The organism is Motiliproteus sediminis (assembly GCF_017912535.1).
Classification (GTDB): domain Bacteria; phylum Pseudomonadota; class Gammaproteobacteria; order Pseudomonadales; family Balneatricaceae; genus Motiliproteus; species Motiliproteus sediminis.
The window spans coordinates 81,250-98,354 of the sequence record NZ_JAERQK010000004.1 but is presented as its reverse complement, the minus strand read 5'-3'; the positions used below and the strand labels follow the sequence as shown (position 1 = coordinate 98,354).

General features: G+C 59.9%; 24 protein-coding genes. 13 read left to right on the top strand and 11 right to left on the bottom strand.

Annotated elements, in window-relative coordinates:
* Positions 1-9: 9 nt before the first annotated feature.
* From murA to JJQ76_RS09440, 7 genes are all read right to left on the bottom strand, one after another.
* The gene (murA, locus tag JJQ76_RS09470; RefSeq protein WP_210396569.1) at positions 10-1,272 is read right to left on the bottom strand and encodes a UDP-N-acetylglucosamine 1-carboxyvinyltransferase; all 1,263 of its coding nucleotides are present in this window, start codon (positions 1,270-1,272) and stop codon (positions 10-12) included.
* Between the two features lie 51 nt (positions 1,273-1,323).
* Positions 1,324-1,566 (bottom strand): BolA family protein, encoded by a 243-nt coding sequence (locus tag JJQ76_RS09465; RefSeq protein WP_210396568.1) that lies wholly within the window; start codon positions 1,564-1,566, stop codon positions 1,324-1,326.
* Positions 1,567-1,651: 85 nt separating this feature from the next.
* On the bottom strand, positions 1,652-1,951 hold the full coding sequence (locus JJQ76_RS09460) for an STAS domain-containing protein (RefSeq protein WP_246480553.1): 300 nt from the start codon (positions 1,949-1,951) through the stop codon (positions 1,652-1,654).
* 2 nt (positions 1,952-1,953) lie between these two features.
* Positions 1,954-2,592, bottom strand: coding sequence for an MlaC/ttg2D family ABC transporter substrate-binding protein (locus tag JJQ76_RS09455; protein ID WP_210396566.1), 639 nt, complete (start codon positions 2,590-2,592; stop codon positions 1,954-1,956).
* A gap of 5 nt (positions 2,593-2,597) precedes the next feature.
* Entirely contained in the window at positions 2,598-3,056 is a 459-nt protein-coding gene (mlaD, locus tag JJQ76_RS09450) for an outer membrane lipid asymmetry maintenance protein MlaD (RefSeq protein WP_210396565.1), read from the bottom strand.
* A 2-nt stretch (positions 3,057-3,058) separates the two neighbouring features.
* Entirely contained in the window at positions 3,059-3,841 is a 783-nt protein-coding gene (gene mlaE / locus JJQ76_RS09445; RefSeq protein WP_210396564.1) for a lipid asymmetry maintenance ABC transporter permease subunit MlaE, read from the bottom strand.
* Positions 3,838-4,656: an ATP-binding cassette domain-containing protein gene (locus JJQ76_RS09440; protein WP_210396563.1), complete on the bottom strand. Its 819-nt coding sequence runs from the start codon at positions 4,654-4,656 to the stop codon at positions 3,838-3,840. Before JJQ76_RS09440 ends, mlaE begins: the two co-directional genes overlap by 4 nt.
* Before the next feature lie 176 nt (positions 4,657-4,832).
* On the opposite strand from JJQ76_RS09440, the gene JJQ76_RS09435 reads away from it, so the two are divergent.
* The 13 genes from JJQ76_RS09435 to yjgA all read left to right on the top strand — a co-directional run bounded on the left by JJQ76_RS09435 (position 4,833) and on the right by yjgA (position 14,699).
* Positions 4,833-5,798 carry a calcium/sodium antiporter gene (locus JJQ76_RS09435; RefSeq protein ID WP_343232512.1) on the top strand — a complete coding sequence of 322 codons (966 nt, stop codon included), beginning with the start codon at positions 4,833-4,835 and terminating at the stop codon, positions 5,796-5,798.
* A gap of 38 nt (positions 5,799-5,836) precedes the next feature.
* The gene (locus JJQ76_RS09430; protein ID WP_210396562.1) at positions 5,837-6,811 is read left to right on the top strand and encodes a KpsF/GutQ family sugar-phosphate isomerase; all 975 of its coding nucleotides are present in this window, start codon (positions 5,837-5,839) and stop codon (positions 6,809-6,811) included.
* 8 nt (positions 6,812-6,819) lie between these two features.
* Positions 6,820-7,353, top strand: coding sequence for a KdsC family phosphatase (locus tag JJQ76_RS09425; RefSeq protein ID WP_210396561.1), 534 nt, complete (start codon positions 6,820-6,822; stop codon positions 7,351-7,353).
* Positions 7,350-7,910 (top strand): LPS export ABC transporter periplasmic protein LptC, encoded by a 561-nt coding sequence (gene lptC, locus JJQ76_RS09420; protein WP_210396560.1) that lies wholly within the window; start codon positions 7,350-7,352, stop codon positions 7,908-7,910. The genes JJQ76_RS09425 and lptC overlap by 4 nt, the downstream gene beginning before the upstream one ends.
* On the top strand, positions 7,897-8,415 hold the full coding sequence (lptA, locus tag JJQ76_RS09415; RefSeq protein ID WP_210396559.1) for a lipopolysaccharide transport periplasmic protein LptA: 519 nt from the start codon (positions 7,897-7,899) through the stop codon (positions 8,413-8,415). Before lptC ends, lptA begins: the two co-directional genes overlap by 14 nt.
* Complete coding sequence (lptB, locus tag JJQ76_RS09410; RefSeq protein ID WP_210396558.1) at positions 8,412-9,137, top strand: LPS export ABC transporter ATP-binding protein; 726 nt, start codon at positions 8,412-8,414, stop codon at positions 9,135-9,137. Before lptA ends, lptB begins: the two co-directional genes overlap by 4 nt.
* 83 nt (positions 9,138-9,220) lie before the next feature.
* Entirely contained in the window at positions 9,221-10,708 is a 1,488-nt protein-coding gene (locus tag JJQ76_RS09405) for an RNA polymerase factor sigma-54 (protein ID WP_210396557.1), read from the top strand.
* Positions 10,709-10,772: 64 nt separating this feature from the next.
* Positions 10,773-11,075 (top strand): ribosome hibernation-promoting factor, HPF/YfiA family, encoded by a 303-nt coding sequence (hpf, locus tag JJQ76_RS09400; RefSeq protein WP_210396556.1) that lies wholly within the window; start codon positions 10,773-10,775, stop codon positions 11,073-11,075.
* A gap of 32 nt (positions 11,076-11,107) precedes the next feature.
* On the top strand, positions 11,108-11,572 hold the full coding sequence (gene ptsN / locus JJQ76_RS09395; protein WP_210396555.1) for a PTS IIA-like nitrogen regulatory protein PtsN: 465 nt from the start codon (positions 11,108-11,110) through the stop codon (positions 11,570-11,572).
* Positions 11,573-11,582: 10 nt separating this feature from the next.
* A complete protein-coding gene (gene rapZ, locus JJQ76_RS09390) occupies positions 11,583-12,449 on the top strand; it encodes an RNase adapter RapZ (protein WP_210396554.1) in 867 nt (288 codons plus the stop codon).
* A 3-nt stretch (positions 12,450-12,452) separates the two neighbouring features.
* Positions 12,453-12,722, top strand: a complete 270-nt coding sequence (locus JJQ76_RS09385) for an HPr family phosphocarrier protein (RefSeq protein WP_210396553.1) — start codon at positions 12,453-12,455, stop codon at positions 12,720-12,722.
* A gap of 103 nt (positions 12,723-12,825) precedes the next feature.
* Positions 12,826-14,175 carry a magnesium transporter gene (gene mgtE, locus JJQ76_RS09380; RefSeq protein WP_210396552.1) on the top strand — a complete coding sequence of 450 codons (1,350 nt, stop codon included), beginning with the start codon at positions 12,826-12,828 and terminating at the stop codon, positions 14,173-14,175.
* An 8-nt stretch (positions 14,176-14,183) separates the two neighbouring features.
* A complete protein-coding gene (yjgA, locus tag JJQ76_RS09375; RefSeq protein WP_210396551.1) occupies positions 14,184-14,699 on the top strand; it encodes a ribosome biogenesis factor YjgA in 516 nt (171 codons plus the stop codon).
* On the opposite strand, the gene JJQ76_RS09370 is transcribed toward yjgA, so the two are convergent.
* The 4 genes from JJQ76_RS09370 to JJQ76_RS09355 are packed head-to-tail and all read right to left on the bottom strand — an operon-like array spanning position 14,696 to position 17,057.
* Positions 14,696-15,550 (bottom strand): carbon-nitrogen hydrolase family protein, encoded by an 855-nt coding sequence (locus JJQ76_RS09370; RefSeq protein ID WP_343232511.1) that lies wholly within the window; start codon positions 15,548-15,550, stop codon positions 14,696-14,698. The genes yjgA and JJQ76_RS09370 overlap by 4 nt on opposite strands.
* On the bottom strand, positions 15,543-16,196 hold the full coding sequence (locus tag JJQ76_RS09365) for an MBL fold metallo-hydrolase (protein WP_210396549.1): 654 nt from the start codon (positions 16,194-16,196) through the stop codon (positions 15,543-15,545). Before JJQ76_RS09365 ends, JJQ76_RS09370 begins: the two co-directional genes overlap by 8 nt.
* A gap of 56 nt (positions 16,197-16,252) precedes the next feature.
* A complete protein-coding gene (locus tag JJQ76_RS09360) occupies positions 16,253-16,516 on the bottom strand; it encodes a WYL domain-containing protein (protein ID WP_210396548.1) in 264 nt (87 codons plus the stop codon).
* Between the two features lie 4 nt (positions 16,517-16,520).
* Complete coding sequence (locus tag JJQ76_RS09355) at positions 16,521-17,057, bottom strand: hypothetical protein (RefSeq protein ID WP_210396547.1); 537 nt, start codon at positions 17,055-17,057, stop codon at positions 16,521-16,523.
* Between the last annotated feature and the right edge of the window lie 48 nt (positions 17,058-17,105).

Here is a 17,105-nt window from a genome sequence, read left to right as displayed (position 1 = left end):
CCTTCAAACTCAGGAGGGCACTCGCCGGATTTTGGCGCCCAGCAGTTGCAGTTTTTCTTCAATACATTCGTAGCCGCGGTCGATGTGGTAAATCCGCTCGATCACGGTGTCACCATCAGCGACCAGCGCCGCGATAACCAAACTGGCGGAGGCGCGCAGATCCGTGGCCATCACCGGTGCTGCGCGCAGACGCTCGACCCCTTCGATGATCACGGTGTTACCTTCGATCGCCGCTTTGACCCCCATCCGCAACATCTCCTGGATGTGCATGAAGCGATTCTCAAACACGGTTTCCTTGATCCGCCCAACCCCTTCGGCCACCGCGTTCATCGCCGCGAACTGGGCCTGCATATCGGTGGGAAACGCTGGGTAGGGCGCGGTGGTCATGTTGACCGCTTTGGGGCGCCGGCCTTCCATATCCAGACTGATCCAGTCGTCACCGGTTTCGATCTTGGCGCCGGCCTCTTCCAGCTTCAGCAGCACCGCTTCGAGGATATCAGGGCGGGTGCGCTTGCACTTGACCCGCCCGCCGGTGGCCGCTGCCGCCACCAGATAGGTACCGGTTTCGATCCGATCCGGCAGAACCGAGAAGGTGCAGCCGTGCAGCGACTCCACACCGCGTACGCGAATGGTGTCGGTGCCCTGCCCCTCGATGTCAGCGCCCATGGCGATCAGGCACTCGGCCAGATCCACCACTTCCGGCTCGCGCGCGGCGTTTTCGATGGTCGTGGTGCCGTCCGCCAACGTCGCCGCCATCAGGATATTTTCAGTGCCGGTCACGGTCACGGTGTCAAAGAATACGTGAGCACCTTTCAGGCGGCCGTTGACCTCGGCACGGATGTAACCATCCTCCACGGTGACATCAGCCCCCATGGCCTGCAAGCCACGAATGTGCAGATCCACCGGTCGTGAACCGATGGCGCAACCACCCGGCAACGACACTTCCGCTTTGCCAAAGTGAGCCAGCATCGGGCCCAGCACCAGAATCGACGCCCGCATGGTTTTCACCAACTCGTAGGGAGCAACCAGCGTATGCACGGTGGTGGGGTCGATCTCGACGTTCATCTTTTCATCGAGGATTACTTCAACCCCCATGCGGCCCAGCAGCTCGATCATGGTGGTGATGTCGTGCAGGTGCGGCAGGTTGCCGATAGTCACCGGTGCATCCGCCAGCAGCGCGCTGGCAAGAATCGGCAAGGCGGAGTTTTTGGCGCCGGAGATACGGACTTCGCCGTCCAGCCGACCACCGCCAGAAATAATCAGTTTATCCATGAAGAGTTCCGGTTAGAGCGGAGCCACATCAGGCAGCTCCGTGAGGCGCGGTCAGTGACCGAGCGCCTGCCATTGTTCGGGAGTGTATGCTTTGATGGTCACAGCATGAATCGCGCCACTGGAGATCTGTTCGGTCAGACAACCGTAAACCAGCTGCTGTTTCTTGACCGGGGTCAGCCCTTCGAACAGGCGACCGACAACGGTAATCTGGAAATCGCAGCCCTCACCCGAGGTGATCACTTCACAATCGCTCAGCTGCGACTCAACCAGTTGTTTCACTTCAACCGCTTGCATCAATTCACTCCAATATAAACGCTTAGACCGTGCTGTCAGGCGGCCAATAATATAGAAAACCGCAGCAAAAGGCGAAAAGCGGCCGTTAGCGCAGCAGTTCCTCGAGTTCGCTGACAGCCGCCATGGAGTGCAGTTCCGACGGCAAGTTAGTGAAGCGCAGTTCACGGCCGCAGGCGCTCGCCGCACGCTTCCAGCACAGTAACAGTGTCAGCGCCGCAGTGTTGGTCTGGACCACCCCGGCAAAGTCAAAGCTCAGCTCACCAGAGCCCTCACGGAGCAGCTGTTCACCCTGCTCACGAACGGCGACCACGGTGGCAAAATCGATCTCACCTTCCAGACGCGCCTGATGGGCATCGATAGTCCGCAGCTGCAAGCCGGACCCCATGGTCACGTTTCTTTACCCGGCTGATCTACCAGATCAGCCCACGCATCTATCACCGCGCCGATCTCACCGCGCGTATTGAGAGCATCGGCAAACTGGTTGCGGAACACCTGACGCAGGTTGATACCGTCCAGCACCACGTTGGTCAGACGCCAGCCGCTGTCGTCACGCACCATGAAATACGCCAACTCATAGCGGGTACCATTACTGTCGATGACGTCCACGCGCACCAGTTGCTGGTGCGGCTTCTTGCTCGGCGCACGGTTGGGAACCACCTCGTAGCGCTCAAACTGGAACGCCGCCAGCGCCTTGGCGTAGGTCTTGATCAAGGTACCCTTAAACACCTCGGCAAAGCGCTGCTGCTCGGCGGGCGTGGCGCGACGATAATATTTGCCCATGACACCACGAGACACCACCTCGAAATCGACCACCGGTGTGAGGATCTGATCGACGCCGGCGAATAGCGCCTCAAAGTTGGCCTCATCGCGCAGTGCCGGATCCGCCAACAGCGTCATCATCTCACCGGTGGCTTGCTCCACCACCGCCCGCGCATCATCCCAGGATGCCGACGCCGGCAGCGCCAGCATCAGCAAACAGGCGGCGCAGCAGGAGCGCCACTCGGTCATCGCTCGTAACAGACTCATATCGATTACTCGTTAACTTTGTTGAACAGAAACTTGCCTATCAACTCTTCCAGCACCAGTGCGGACTGGGTATCGCTGATGGTATCCCCGTCGCTGAGGGTTTCCAGATCCGCCCCCGGAGTGATGCCAATATACTTCTCGCCCAGCAGGCCTGCGGTCAGAATGGCCGCCGAACTGTCAGTGGTGAGGTAGTCCACCCGCTTGTCGATCTTCATCTCCACCAGCGCCTGCAGATAATCCGGGTCGATACGGATATCGGTCACCTGCCCGATCACAACGCCGGACATGGAGACTTTGGAGCGCACCGTCAGCCCGCCAACGTTCTCGAACCGGGCGTAGACGGTAAAGGTGTCGGCCCCGGCGGATGCGCGCAAACCGCTCACGTTGATGATAAGGAACGCCAGCGCCAAACAGCCAGCCAGAATAAAGGCTCCGACCCCGATCTCCAGAGTACGAATTCGCATGATCAAAAATCTCCAAACATAAGCGCGGTCAGCAGGAAGTCGAGACCGAGAATAGCCAGCGAGGCGTAAACCACCGTCTTGGTGGTAGCCTTGCTGATCCCTTCGGACGTTGGCACGCAGTCATAGCCCTGAAACACCGCAATCCAGGTCACCACGAAGCCGAAGGCGATCGCTTTGATAACGCCGTTGACCACATCTTCACGGAAATCCACCGCAGCTTGCATGTTGGCCCAGAACGACCCTTCGTAGATGCCCAGCCACTCGACGCCGACCAGAACGCCCCCCCAGACACCGACGACGCTGAAAATCATCGACAGCAGCGGCAGGGAATAGAAGCCGGCCCAGAAGCGCGGCGAAACGATACGACGCAACGGATCGACACCGATCATCTCCATGCTGGAGAGCTGCTCGGTGGCTTTCATCAGTCCGATCTCGGCAGTGAGCGCGGAGCCCGCCCGGCCGGCAAACAACAGCGCCGTGACCACCGGCGACAACTCCCGGACCAAACTGAGCGCGACCATCTGCCCCACTGCCTGCTCGGAGCCGTAATCCACCAGAATGGTGTAGCCCTGAAGACTGAGCACCATGCCGATAAAAAGACCGGAAACCACAATAATCACCAGCGACAGCACACCCACCGAGTGCAGCTGCTTCATCAGCAACGGGAATCCGGTGCGCAGATTGGGCCACGCCCACAAGGATTGCAGCAAAAATATCCCTGAGCGTCCCAACGACGCCAGTACCGACAGAGTTTCATGCCCCAGCCGCTGGACCTGATCGATCATCGGCGCACCTCCGGATCAAGCAGCGACGACAGGTAATCATCGGCCGGGTAATGAAAGGGAACCGGGCCATCCGGCAGGCCCTGCATGAACTGCTTCACCTTGGGGGACTCTTCAGCCAGCAGATCGTGCGGAGTACCATGCGCCACCACTTCGGCATCGGCGATCAGGTAGATATAGTCCGCGATACTCAGGGTCTCCTGAATGTCATGGGAAACCACGATGCTACTGTGCCCCAGCGCACGGTTCAGCGACTTGATCAGTTTAACCAACACCCCCATTGCGATAGGATCCTGGCCAGTAAAGGGCTCGTCGTACATCATGATATCGGGATCAAGCGCGATCGCTCGCGCCAATGCGACCCGGCGTGCCATGCCGCCCGACAACTCGCTGGGCATCAATTTCACCGCACCGCGCAACCCCACCGACTGCAGCTTGATCTGCACCAGATCCCGAATCATATCTTCAGGCAAACGGGTATGAACCCGTAGCGGAAAAGCCACGTTTTCGAACACGCTGAGATCGGAAAACAACGCGCCCGACTGAAACAACATCCCCATTCGCTCACGGATGTCGAACAGCTCGCGCCGGTTGAGATCAGGAATATTGGCGCCATCCACCTCGATGGTGCCCGCATCAGGACGGATCTGACCTCCAATCAAACGCAACAGTGTGGTTTTACCGGTACCACTCGGCCCCATCACGGCAGTGATTTGGCCGCGCGGGATGTCGAAAGAGACATCATTAAAAATGTAGCGCTCGCCGCGGCGGAAGGTAAGGCCCCGGATGCGGACGATGGCGTCGCTGGATTGATCCATGTATGGTGAGGATTCCCTGCGAAAACGATAAGTTGGCTAGATCAGCGCGCACTATAGCATTTGTCATTTGCGAACTGTAGCCCGTGTCGCAACGCACAAAATCGGATCTGGCACCCCTTGCAACCCCGGTATACGGTGATTACAGTAGCCGCCTCCTGAAGGCCGACGAGACTCCTATGGAAGCCCTGCTTTACCCCATCCTCGCCATCATCGGCGGGTTTCTGGTACTGATCTGGAGCGCCGACCGCTTTGTAGTCGGCGCCGCCGGCACCGCCCGCAACCTGGGAATGTCGCCGATGCTGATCGGCCTGACCGTGGTTTCCCTTGGCACCTCTGCGCCTGAAATGCTGGTCTCCGCCATTGCCGCATCTACCGGCGCCGGCGGCCTCGCCATCGGCAATGCGCTGGGATCCAACATCGCCAACATCGGCCTGGTTCTGGGCGTGACCGCACTGATCGCCCCGCTACCGGTCAAGTCCGGACTGCTGCGCAAAGAACTGCCGCTGCTGCTGGCTGTAACCCTGGCCGCCGGACTGGTGCTGATGGATCTTTATCTGGGCCTGGTGGACGCCCTGCTGCTGATCGCCGGGCTGGTTCTGTCGCTTTACCTGTTCGCCCGCTTCCAGCGTTACGCCAATGCCGACGAAGTTGCCCACGAAGAGGAAGAACTGCCGGACATTCCGCTGCGCAAGGCGCTGTTTTGGGTGGTGCTGGGCTTGATTCTACTGGCCGGCAGTTCGCGCCTGCTGGTCTGGGGGGCTTCTGCCGTGGCCACCCATATGGGCGTCAGCGACCTGGTTATCGGCCTGACTATCGTTGCCATCGGCACCAGCCTGCCGGAGCTGGCAGCATCCGTCATGAGCGCCCTCAAAAAACACCACGACATCGCCATCGGCAACGTGGTCGGCTCCAATATCTTTAACCTGCTGGCGGTAATGCCGCTGCCAGGCCTGATCGCCCCAATGACAATGGAGTCGGTGGTTCTGTGGCGCGATTTTGCCACCATGCTGCTGTTCACTCTGGCGCTGCTGCTGTTCTCCTACCTGCTGACCAAGGGCCGCGTCGGACGCGCCGAAGGCGGCGCCCTGCTGCTAGGGTATTCAGCCTATCTGGCCTTGCTATACTATATGGCCACGCCCTGAGTCCCTCCGATCTTATATTTTCGAGCCCTGACTGACCGATGACCGAGCCCGCCAACCTGCTCCACGCCGCCGCCCGCACCATTGCGTTGGAAACCCAAGCAATCAAGGATCTGGAGCAACTGCTGGACCACAACTTTGTCCGTGCCTGCGAACTGATTCTGTCCTGCACCGGCCGCGTGGTAGTCACTGGTATGGGCAAGTCCGGCCATATCGGCCGCAAGATCGCCGCAACTTTGGCCAGCACCGGTACGCCGGCATTCTTTGTCCATCCGGGCGAAGCCAGCCATGGCGACATGGGCATGATCACCGCCAACGACGTGGTCATCGCGCTTTCCAACTCCGGCAAAACCGAAGAGGTCATCACCCTGCTGCCGCTGATCAAACGCCTTGCTGCGCCGCTGATCAGCATGACCGGCAACCCGGCGTCCACCCTGTCGCAAGCCGCCGACGCCAACCTCAATGTCGCGGTCAAAGAGGAGGCCTGTCCGCTAGGACTGGCACCGACCTCCAGCACTACCGCGGCGCTGGTAATGGGCGATGCGCTGGCGGTGGCATTACTTGAAGCGCGCGGCTTTAGCGCCGAAGACTTCGCCTTCTCCCACCCAGGCGGAGCCCTCGGCCGCCGCTTGCTGCTGAAGGTCAAAGAGCTGATGCATGTCGGTGAGCGCCTGCCACAAGTCACTCTGGATGCCTCGCTGCGCGATACCCTGCTTGAGATCACTGCCAAGGGGATGGGCATGACCGCCGTGGTCAACCCCGACGGCATCCTCGCCGGCATTTTCACCGACGGTGACCTGCGCCGTACGCTGGATCAACAACTGGACCTGCAAAGCACCTCCATCAGCCAGATCATGACCCGTAACGCCCGCACTGCCAGCGAAGAGATGCTCGCCGCCGAAGCGCTGCACATGATGGAGGAGTTCAAGATCAACGGCCTGATCGTGGTCGACGATGACAATCGCCCGGTGGGCGCCATCAACATGCACGACCTGCTGCGCGCTGGCGTGATCTAGGAGTCCCCATGACCCACGTTGCCGACCTCGCCCGCGATATTCGCTTGCTCGCCCTCGACGTTGATGGTGTGCTGACCGACGGCCGCCTCTACTATAGCGCCGACGGCGAAGCCCTGAAGGTGTTTAACACCCTTGACGGCCACGGCATCAAAATGCTCCAGGCCAGCGGCGTAGAGGTCGCAGTCATCACCGGCCGCAACAGCCCCGCCATGGCCCGACGCGTACGCGATCTGGGCATCCAACATCTGTACGCGGGCCGCGAAGACAAACTGATCGCCCTGCGCGAGCTGTGGCAGACCACCGGTTTCAGCGCTGAAACCACCGCTTATATGGGCGATGACTGGCCCGACCTGCCCGCCATCCGCCAATGCCATTTGGGAGCCACCGTACCCAACGCCTGCGATGCGGTACTCAAACACGCCGACTGGTGCTCCGAGCGCGAAGGCGGTCTGGGCGCCGTACGGGAGCTGTGCGAACTGATCATGTATGCCCAGGAAACACTGGACGCCCAACTGGCCCCTTATCTGGCGGAGGGGCAGTGAATCTGCCCCGCTACACCCGCCGCCTGACCTCTCTGGTGCTGGTCGGCACCGTGACCGGCTACTGGGGATTCAGCGGCAATACCGATTTGGTCCCTGAGGACGCAAGCGCCGATGCTGACCGGGTAGACAGCTATCTGGGAGGAGCCGAGATCCGCCAGTTTGGCGCCGATGGTGCCCTGAGCCGCACCCTCACGGCCAACCACATCGAACACCGCACCGCTGGCGACCATTACTTCTTTATCAAGCCCACCATGCAGATCTTTCGCCCGGGCAAAACCCCGCTGCAGATCCGCGCACAAGAGGCGGAGTCCAACGCCGACCAGACGCAGGTGGAACTGCGTCGCAGCGTTCGCGTCGAAGAACTGGCAACAGTTCCCCTGCAGCTGCACACCGAACGTTTGATGGTGATCCCCGGCAACAATTTTGCCTGGACCCCGGAACCTGTGGCTTACTATCGCGGCGACAGCACCACCCTGGCGGTCGGGATGAACGCCTATCTGGACCAGAACCGAATCGAACTGCTGAATGACGTACGGGGACACTATGAAACGCGTTAGCCTGCTCAGAGGCGTGTTCGGGGCGCTGCTTTGGATGGCAGCTGGCGGAGCCCTGGCGTTACCTGAGGACCGTAACCAACCGATCAAGATCACCGCCGACAGCGCCGAGCTGGACGATGGCAAGGGGCTCGCCACCTATCAGGGCGAGGTCAAGCTGGTACAGGGGACGCTCGAAATCAACGCGGATATTCTCACCATCCGCACCGACGGCAACGGCATTCAGCAGTTGACGGCCATCGGCCAGCCCGCCCATTACCAGCAGCAGACCGAGCTGGACACCCCGCTAACCCACGGTTACGGGTTGCGAATCGAGTACGATGTGGTCAACAACCAGATCACCCTGATCCGCGAGGCGCGTCTGGAGCGCGCTGCCGACACTTTTGTGGGCGAACGAATCCAGATCGATACCGAACGCAATCTGGTCAACGCCACTGGCAGTGAAAGTCCGGGCGACAAACCACAACGGGTCGAAATGGTGATTCAGCCCAGGGCCAACAACCAATGAGCCGTCTGCAAGCCCTCAATCTGGCCAAATCCTACAAACGCCGACAAGTGGTCAAAGATGTCTCGCTGTCGATCGAACGCGGCCAGGTGGTTGGCCTGCTGGGCCCCAACGGTGCCGGCAAAACCACCTGTTTCTACATGATTGTCGGGCTGGTGCCTTCCGACAAAGGCAAGGTACAGATCGACGACACCGACATTACCGGTCTGCCGATGCATGGGCGTGCACGTGCAGGAATCGGTTACCTGCCGCAGGAAGCATCGATCTTCCGCAAGCTCAGCGTGCATGACAACCTGATGGCGATTCTGGAAACGCGCAAGGATCTGTCGGCCAGCGAGCGGCGCGCCAAGCTGGAATCGCTGCTCGACGAATTCCATATCCAGCACATCCGCGACAGCCTAGGCATGAGCCTGTCCGGAGGGGAGCGGCGCCGGGTGGAGATCGCCCGCGCACTGGCCACCGAACCGGCGTTCATTTTGCTGGACGAACCCTTTGCCGGCGTCGATCCGATATCCGTGGGCGACATCAAGCAGATCATTACCCACCTGAAGGACCGCAACATCGGAGTACTGATCACCGACCACAACGTCCGTGAAACACTGGATATCTGCGAGCACGCCTACATCGTCAACGACGGTTATCTGCTGGCCGAGGGCACACCGGATAGCGTGCTGGAAAACCGATTGGTGAAAGAGGTTTATCTGGGTGAACAATTCCGCCTGTAGCACTTATAATCCATACGAGTCATGCTAAAATCCGAGCGAACAATCCCAACAGGCAGGCAGATTAGAAGGCGCACCCTGACCCGATGAAACCCTCTCTCCAGCTCAAGATCAGTCAACAGCTGACCATGACGCCGCAACTGCAGCAGGCGATCCGGCTGTTACAACTATCCACTCTCGATCTGCAGCAGGAAATTCAGGAAGCGCTTGAAGCCAACCCCATGCTGGAGGTCTCCGAGGACAGCCCGTCCGAAACCGACAACAACGACAGCGATACCCCCGCATCAGAATCCGCCGCCGACAAAGACACCGAATCAGACCTGCCCGACGAGTGGAACGAACAGATCCCGGTCGAGCTCTCCACCGACAGCGACTGGGAAGACACCTACCAGAGTGCCAGCCCGCCGAGTAGCGGCAGCGCCCCGTCTGACGGCGATATGGGTGATTTCGAGTCGGCCGACCGCTCCAGCGAATCACTGCTCGAATACCTTACCTGGCAACTCAACCTGACCCCCATGAGCGATCTGGATCGGGCGCTGGCGATGGCGCTGATCGACGGTATCGACGACGACGGTTATCTGCGTGTATCACTTGACGATGTGATCACCTCCGCCAACGAGGGCCGTGCTATCGACGCGCAGGAGCTGGTAGAGATGGATGAGGCGGAGGCGGTCCTGCGCCGTATCCAGCAGTTCGACCCTCCCGGCATCGCCGCCCGCGACCTGCGTGAGTGCCTGCTGATCCAGCTCGATCAGCTGCCGGCTGACAGCGAGTGGCTGCAGGAAACCCGCCTGGTCGTCGGTCAGTATCTGCACCTGCTTGGCAGCCACGACTACAAGCAACTGATGCGACGCAGCAAGCTGAAGGAAGAGCAACTGCAGGCGGTTATTCGGGTTATCCATAGTCTCAACCCTCGCCCGGGTAGCGCGGTTGCCTTCAGTGAGCCGGAATACGTGATTCCCGATGTCCTGGTGCGCAAGGAACGCGGAGCCTGGCGGGTCAGTCTCAATCAGGAATCGATGCCCCGTCTGCGGATCAACAACGATTACGCCGGTTTGGTAAAGCGGGCCGACAACAGTAGCGACAACACCTACCTGCGCAACCATCTGCAAGAGGCCCGTTGGTTCCTGAAGAGCCTGCAGAGCCGCAACGAAACCCTGCTCAAGGTGGCCAGCAAGATCGTCGAGTATCAACAGGACTTCCTCGAATATGGCGAGGAAGCGATGAAACCGCTGGTGCTGCATGACATCGCCCAAGCGGTTGAGATGCACGAATCCACCATTTCGCGCGTGACCACACAGAAGTTCATGCATACACCGCGCGGCATTTTCGAACTCAAATATTTTTTCAGCAGCCATGTCAGCACGGCCAGCGGCGGCGAATGCTCGTCGACTGCTATCCGGGCGATTATCAAGAAGCTGGTTGCCGCCGAAAACATCGCCAAGCCCCTGAGCGACAGCAAGATCGCCAACCTGTTGGAAGAACAGGGAATTCAGGTCGCAAGGCGCACCATTGCCAAGTATCGCGAAGCGATGAACATACCGCCCTCCAATGAGCGGAAACGTCTGGTATGATGGGTAACCGGGTACCGGAAACCCGCCGTTGAACAAACAGCAAGTCGCAGCCTAGGAGACTCTTATGCAAATTAATATCACTGGCCATCATGTGGACCTCACTGACGCCATCCGCGACTATGTGAACAGCAAGTTCGAGAAACTCGAGCGTCACTTCGACCACATCACCAACGTGCAAGTCACCCTGACCGTACAAGGCCAGAACCAGGAAGCTGAAGCCACCGTCAAAATCTCCGGCGGTGAACTGTTTGCCAAGTCCTCCGACGAAAACATGTACCCGGCGATCGACAGCCTGATTGACAAGCTGGATCGTCAGATCATCAAGCACAAAGAAAAGATGCAGAGCCGCAAGCAAGGCATCGCCTAAGCCCTCCACTCATCAGCAATGGACCCTTCCGCATGCTGATTCACCAGACTCTGGTACGGGAACGCTGTTTCGACAGCGTTCCCGGTAGCAGCAAAAAACGCATTCTCGAGAACTGCAGCGAGCTGATCGCCGACCAGGTTGACGGCCTTGATGCAGAAGAAATTTTTGGCGGCCTGATCAATCGCGAACGCCTTGGCAGCACCGGCATCGGCGAGGGAGTAGCCATTCCCCACTGCCGCCTGGAGGAGTGCAGAGAAGCCACCGGTGCGCTGGTCAAACTGCCCGAACCGGTCGACTTTGACGCCATCGACGGCCAACCCGTCGACCTGTTGTTCGTACTGCTGGTTCCCAGTGAGGCAACAGAAGCACACCTGCAGATCCTGGCGGCGCTGGCCGAAATGTTCAACGACGCAGGCCTGCGCCAACGGATGCGCGCAGCCAGCGACGAAGACGCACTTTACAAGGTCGCCGTCGACTACGAAATGGAACACATTTAGCGGACTCACCATGCGCCTGGTCATCATCAGCGGTCGTTCAGGGTCGGGAAAATCCACCGCATTGCAAGCGTTGGAAGATCTTGGCTTTTATTGCATCGACAACTTGCCGGTGACGCTGCTGCCGTCACTGGCAGAGCAGCTGGAACGCACCCCGATTGAAGACAAGCAGGGAGTCGCTATCAGTATCGATGCGCGCAACATCTCCATCGGTTTGCATCAGTTCCCGGAGATCTACCGCCAACTGGACCACCCCCCCTTTGACTGCGACATTCTCTATCTCGACGCAGTGCCGCCGACCCTGCTGAAACGATTCAGCTCCACGCGCCGGCGCCATCCGCTGACCGACGATGGCAAGAGCCTGAAGCAGGCGATCGAGCTGGAAAAACAGCTACTGGAACCGATCGCCGATCTGGCGGATCTCACCATCGACACCACCGCGTTGACCCTGTATGAACTGCGCGACATGATCAAGCTGCGGGTTGCCCAGCGCAGCTCTCAGGACCTGTCGCTACAGTTCCAGTCATTCGGTTTCAAGCACGGGGTACCGATGGATTGCGACATTGTCTACGACGTCCGCTGCCTGCCCAACCCCTACTGGGTGCCGGAGCTACGCCAGTACACTGGTCTGGACCAGCCGGTGGATCAATACCTGCGACAGCAGCCGGAGGTGGAAGAGATGTTCACTGATATCGCCGCCTACCTGAGCAAATGGCTGCCCCATTTTGAACACAACAACCGCAGCTACCTTACCGTCGCTATCGGCTGCACCGGCGGCCAGCATCGCTCTGTTTACCTTGCTGAACGCCTTGCTGGTCATTTTGGAGCAACTATGGATAATGTGCTGGTCAGCCACCGCGAATTACCGAGGCCCGCTTAACGCATGATCGAGAAGCAGTTAACCATCATCAACAAGTTGGGACTGCACGCCCGCGCTACGGCGAAGCTTATCGGGGTCACCAACAACTTCAGCTGCAAGATCCAGTTGAGCAAGGAGGGGCGCAGCGTCGATGGCAAAAGCATCATGTCGGTCATGATGCTGGCCGCCAGCCAGGGCACGGTGCTTGATATCAGCTGTGATGGCGAGGACGAAGACAAAGCGATGGATGCCATCGAAGCGCTGATCAACGACAAATTCGGTGAAGGCGAGTAATCCCGCCGGTAACCCCCCACCCCGCTTTACGCTATAATCCGAACGCCGCCGCGGTGCCGCACCAGCACCGCACTTCTCGCGCCATTCAATCGACGTGACATCCATGGCCCAAAGCGCCGAACAGACATCCCGCGACCTGCTTGCCGAAGCGCTCGAGAGCGGCGAATTACAATGGGTACGCCAGTCCATCAACAGCACCCTGCGTCCGGTTGAAGTCGCCCGACTGATCGAGTCATCGCCGCCGCATCGACGCGAAGCTCTGTGGGAACTGCTCGACCAAAGCCTTGAGGGCGAGGTCCTTCAGCACCTGAGCGACGACGTTCAAGTACATTTCCTCAGTCGCATGGACACCGCCACACTGGTCGCAGTGACCGGCACCATGGACGACGATGATGTCGCCGACATCATGCAACAGCTACCACAATCAGTGGTGCTGGAAGTGCTGGAAGCGATGGACAGCCAGACCCGCGAGCGGCTGGAGCGGGTGCTGGCCTATCCCGAGGACAGCGCCGGCGGCTTGATGACCACCGACGTGATCACCGTGCGCCCCGATATCAGCATCGATACCGCCTTGCGCTATCTGCGTCTGCACCCGGAACTGCCCGAGATGACCGACAGCCTGCTGGTGGTCAGCCGCCAGGACCAGTTCCTCGGCATCCTGCCCCTGACCCGGATGCTTGTCAGCCAACCCGACACCCTGGTGCGGGAACTGATGATCACCGATATCGAACCGATCCACGCCGATACCCATGATGCCGAAGTCGCCAAGATCTTCGAGCAGTTGGATCTGGTATCGGCACCGGTAGTGGATGACCTCGGCAACCTGCTCGGGCGAATCACCATCGACGACGTAGTCGACGTTATCCGCGAGGATGCCGATCACTCGCTGATGAGCATGGCGGGTCTCGACGAAGATGAAGACACCTTCGCCCCGACCATGAAAACCGCACGCCGCCGCGCCATCTGGCTGGGCATCAATCTGCTCACTGCTTTTACGGCGGCGGCAGTGATCGGTCTGTTTGAGCATACCATTGAGAAAGTGGTGGCTCTGGCGGTACTGATGCCGATCGTTGCCAGCATGGGAGGCATTGCCGGCAGCCAGACGCTGACCCTGATTATACGGGCCATGGCGCTCGGCCAAGTGGACCGGGGCAACACCCGCTGGCTGCTCAACCGCGAGCTAGTGGTCGGCGCACTGAATGGCCTGCTATGGGCGGTTGTAGTCGCGGCCGCCGCTGGCTGGTGGTTTGATGACCCGCTACTAAGCGGCCTGATCGCCGCCGCCCTGATGATCAACCTGCTGATTGCGGCACTGGCGGGCACCACCCTGCCGCTGGCGTTACGCGCCTGGGGAATCGACCCGGCACTGGCTGGTGGGGTATTGTTGACAACGATTACTGACGTGGTGGGCTTCTTTGCCTTTCTGGGCTTGGCCACCCTCTTTTACGCATGAGATAACTGATGACCGATCTATTCGACGACGCCGAGTCCGGCGAAGACCAGGAGCTTAAAAGCAAGACCCAGCTGAAGCGCGAGATGCATGACCTGCAGGAACTCGGCCGCAAACTGCTGGCGCAAAAATCGGAGATGCTCGACAAGCTCGATCTCAATGCCGAGATGCGCGCCGCCATTGAAGAGATGAAGCGCATTCGCTCCAACGAAGCCCGCCGGCGGCACTTGCAGTATATCGGCAAACTAATGCGCGATGTCGACGTCGATCAGGTGCGGGAAGTGATCGAACGCCAGGAGGCTGGCACCCAGGCCTACATTCGTTACTTCCACCAGCTGGAAAGCTGGCGCGACAAGCTGATTGCCAGTGATGACCACCTCGAGCCCTTTATGGAAGCCTACCCCGCCGCAGAACGCCAGCATCTGCGCCAACTGATGCGCAACGCCCGCAAGGAAGCAGAGCGGAACAAGCCACCGGCCGCGGCGCGCAAACTGTTCAAATATATTCGCGAGCTGGCTGACGACTAACCGCCGTCACGCGTTGGCAGCATACCGAGAGCGCGACGATGCGCCAACAGCGGCATTTTGCGGCGCATCTCGGCCACCAGCTCCAGATTCGTATCCGCCACAACCACGGACTCTCCCCGGGCATGCCGGTTCAGCACCCGCCCCCAGGGATCGACCACCATCGAGTGTCCGAAGGTTTCCCGCCGGGCGTTGTGCACCCCACCCTGATTGGCGGCGATCAGGTAACACTGGGTTTCGATCGCGCGCGCCCGCAACAACAGCTCCCAGTGGGCTTCGCCCGTCACCTGGGTAAAGGCCGCGGGAACGCTGATCAGTTCCGCCCCCGCGTTTGCCAGCTGCTGATACAACTGCGGAAAGCGCAGGTCATAGCAGATGCTCAACCCCAGGCGCCCCACCGGTGTATCAACCACCACCAGCGCATCGCCAGGTTCGATCTGCTCCGATTCGCGATAGGCCGCCTGCGCATCAGCCACGTCAACATCGAACAGATGCAGCTTGTCGTAACGGGCCACCTCCTGCCCCTGATCGTCATACACCAGGCAGGCGGCGCGCACACGCCGGCCGTCAGCCGACAGGATCGGCAGCGAGCCGGCCACCAGCCATACCCCATGCTGCCGGGCCTGCTGCGCCAGAAATGTGCGTATTGGCCCGTCAGGATCCTGCTCCGGTCGGCCACGCTCGAGAAGCTGTTGACTATCGAACACGGCGAAATTTTCCGGCAACAGCAGCAGCTGCGCCCCCCCCGCCGCCGCTTGCCCAATCAGGTCCGCCGCGCTCCGCAGATTCTGCTGCCAGTCAGCCCCGCTGACCATCTGCAGTGCCGCAACGCGACCGGCTACCCTGTCAGCCACCGACAAAGGGGTTCTCCTCCCGCTCTTCGCCAATAGAGGTATCCGGGCCATGCCCGGTCACCACCGTGGCAGATTCATCGAGGGTAAAGAGGCGCTCCTTGATCGACTTCTCGAGCTGGTCGTAGTCACCGCCCCAAAGGTCGGTACGCCCGATGGAGCGGCGGAAAAGGGTATCTCCCGCCACCAGCAACTTGGCGTCTTCAAACCAGAAACTGGTGGAACCGGGACTATGGCCTGGGGTATGGATAGCAACGCCACCACAACAATCAAGCACCTGGTCATCGCCCACATGGGCGTCAGGGTCCGGCTGCGGCGCGTAAGGCACCCCAAACATGCGGCACTGCTGCTCCAGCAGATCCCACAGAAAGCGGTCATCCTCGTGAAGATAGATCGGGGCTCCGGTCTTGGCTTTGATCGCGCCGGCAGCCAGAATGTGGTCCAGGTGGGCATGGGTATGGTAGATCGCCACCACCTTCAGCCCCAGATCTTCGACCTCGGCCAGAATTTTTTCGGCATCACCGCCGGGATCTATCACCATCGCTTCACCGGTGCGACGGTCACCCAGAATGGTGCAATTGCACTGCAGCGGACCGACCGGGAAGGTACGACGAATAAAGGTACTGCCTTGAGCCTGCTCAGAAGACACCGAAAACTCCTCGTCTAAAAGTCAGGCACCAGTGTAAACCATTGTCGCGTTTGGGATCATCTGCCGCTGCGCAATTGCGCCTCGAACTCTTCAACCCAAGTGATCCTTGAAAGCGGCATCCGCCGCGGCTCGCCGGCGTCAGTGGTTACCAGCAGACAATCCTCACCCTCGTGAACTACCAGATCGGTGGGCAACACACGCAGCCGTCGTACCCGTTCCCCGTCGCGGTAGCAGATTCGCAACCACTGGCCTTGCATCACCGCCAGCTCGTAATAATCGGTCTGTGCACAATGGCTAAGAGCGCCAAACCCCGAGTTCACGCGGTCACCAGATCGCTACCCGGGCACTGGAAAGCAGCTCCCGCGGCTCGGCGTTATATTCGCGGCTGAGAATGCATTTGCTCTGGTGATTGTCACCGCGCACCGCTTCGGCGACCCGCAACAGCTGGCCCAGCAGCCATTTATGCCGGGCCAGCGGACGGCCGGCCGGAAAGCACACGTCATTCCAGAACACCATTTCAACCTCGAGCCGCTGGCGCTCCGCGTCGGTCCAGAGATAGAAATAGCAGCTCGCTCCCACTTCCCCCACGTCGCCGCGCAGGCAATGCACCGTGGAACGAGCCGAGGTTCGAATAATCTGCTGCATGACATGGGGATCCAGGGCGCGCGCCCGCGCCAGATTGATGCCATCGAGTCGCAACAACGAGGGTGCAATCAGCCGTGACGACAAGGTATCCAGGACAGGAGCCACCTGAGTCAACGGCAGATCAATGACGAAGATCTCCGAAGCCTCATCGGACCAGGACAATACAATGGGTCGAGCTTCAGCCCAGATGCGCTCGACCATCAGGTCGATAACCACCTCAAGCTCCCGAGCGGTCGCCCGCTCTCAGTTACCGGTTACAGCCTA

Excerpts from the sequence above, each read along its gene's own strand:
- murA (WP_210396569.1), bottom strand. The coding sequence starts at position 1,272 with ATGGATAAACTGATTATTTCTGGCGGTGGTCGGCTGGACGGCGAAGTC.
- JJQ76_RS09465 (WP_210396568.1), bottom strand. The coding sequence starts at position 1,566 with ATGCAAGCGGTTGAAGTGAAACAACTGGTTGAGTCGCAGCTGAGCGAT.
- JJQ76_RS09460 (WP_246480553.1), bottom strand. The coding sequence starts at position 1,951 with ATGGGGTCCGGCTTGCAGCTGCGGACTATCGATGCCCATCAGGCGCGT.
- JJQ76_RS09455 (WP_210396566.1), bottom strand. The coding sequence starts at position 2,592 with ATGAGTCTGTTACGAGCGATGACCGAGTGGCGCTCCTGCTGCGCCGCC.
- mlaD (WP_210396565.1), bottom strand. The coding sequence starts at position 3,056 with ATGCGAATTCGTACTCTGGAGATCGGGGTCGGAGCCTTTATTCTGGCT.
- mlaE (WP_210396564.1), bottom strand. The coding sequence starts at position 3,841 with ATGATCGATCAGGTCCAGCGGCTGGGGCATGAAACTCTGTCGGTACTG.
- JJQ76_RS09440 (WP_210396563.1), bottom strand. The coding sequence starts at position 4,656 with ATGGATCAATCCAGCGACGCCATCGTCCGCATCCGGGGCCTTACCTTC.
- JJQ76_RS09435 (WP_343232512.1), top strand. The coding sequence starts at position 4,833 with ATGGAAGCCCTGCTTTACCCCATCCTCGCCATCATCGGCGGGTTTCTG.
- JJQ76_RS09430 (WP_210396562.1), top strand. The coding sequence starts at position 5,837 with ATGACCGAGCCCGCCAACCTGCTCCACGCCGCCGCCCGCACCATTGCG.
- JJQ76_RS09425 (WP_210396561.1), top strand. The coding sequence starts at position 6,820 with ATGACCCACGTTGCCGACCTCGCCCGCGATATTCGCTTGCTCGCCCTC.
- lptA (WP_210396559.1), top strand. The coding sequence starts at position 7,897 with ATGAAACGCGTTAGCCTGCTCAGAGGCGTGTTCGGGGCGCTGCTTTGG.
- lptB (WP_210396558.1), top strand. The coding sequence starts at position 8,412 with ATGAGCCGTCTGCAAGCCCTCAATCTGGCCAAATCCTACAAACGCCGA.
- JJQ76_RS09405 (WP_210396557.1), top strand. The coding sequence starts at position 9,221 with ATGAAACCCTCTCTCCAGCTCAAGATCAGTCAACAGCTGACCATGACG.
- hpf (WP_210396556.1), top strand. The coding sequence starts at position 10,773 with ATGCAAATTAATATCACTGGCCATCATGTGGACCTCACTGACGCCATC.
- ptsN (WP_210396555.1), top strand. The coding sequence starts at position 11,108 with ATGCTGATTCACCAGACTCTGGTACGGGAACGCTGTTTCGACAGCGTT.
- rapZ (WP_210396554.1), top strand. The coding sequence starts at position 11,583 with ATGCGCCTGGTCATCATCAGCGGTCGTTCAGGGTCGGGAAAATCCACC.
- JJQ76_RS09385 (WP_210396553.1), top strand. The coding sequence starts at position 12,453 with ATGATCGAGAAGCAGTTAACCATCATCAACAAGTTGGGACTGCACGCC.
- mgtE (WP_210396552.1), top strand. The coding sequence starts at position 12,826 with ATGGCCCAAAGCGCCGAACAGACATCCCGCGACCTGCTTGCCGAAGCG.
- yjgA (WP_210396551.1), top strand. The coding sequence starts at position 14,184 with ATGACCGATCTATTCGACGACGCCGAGTCCGGCGAAGACCAGGAGCTT.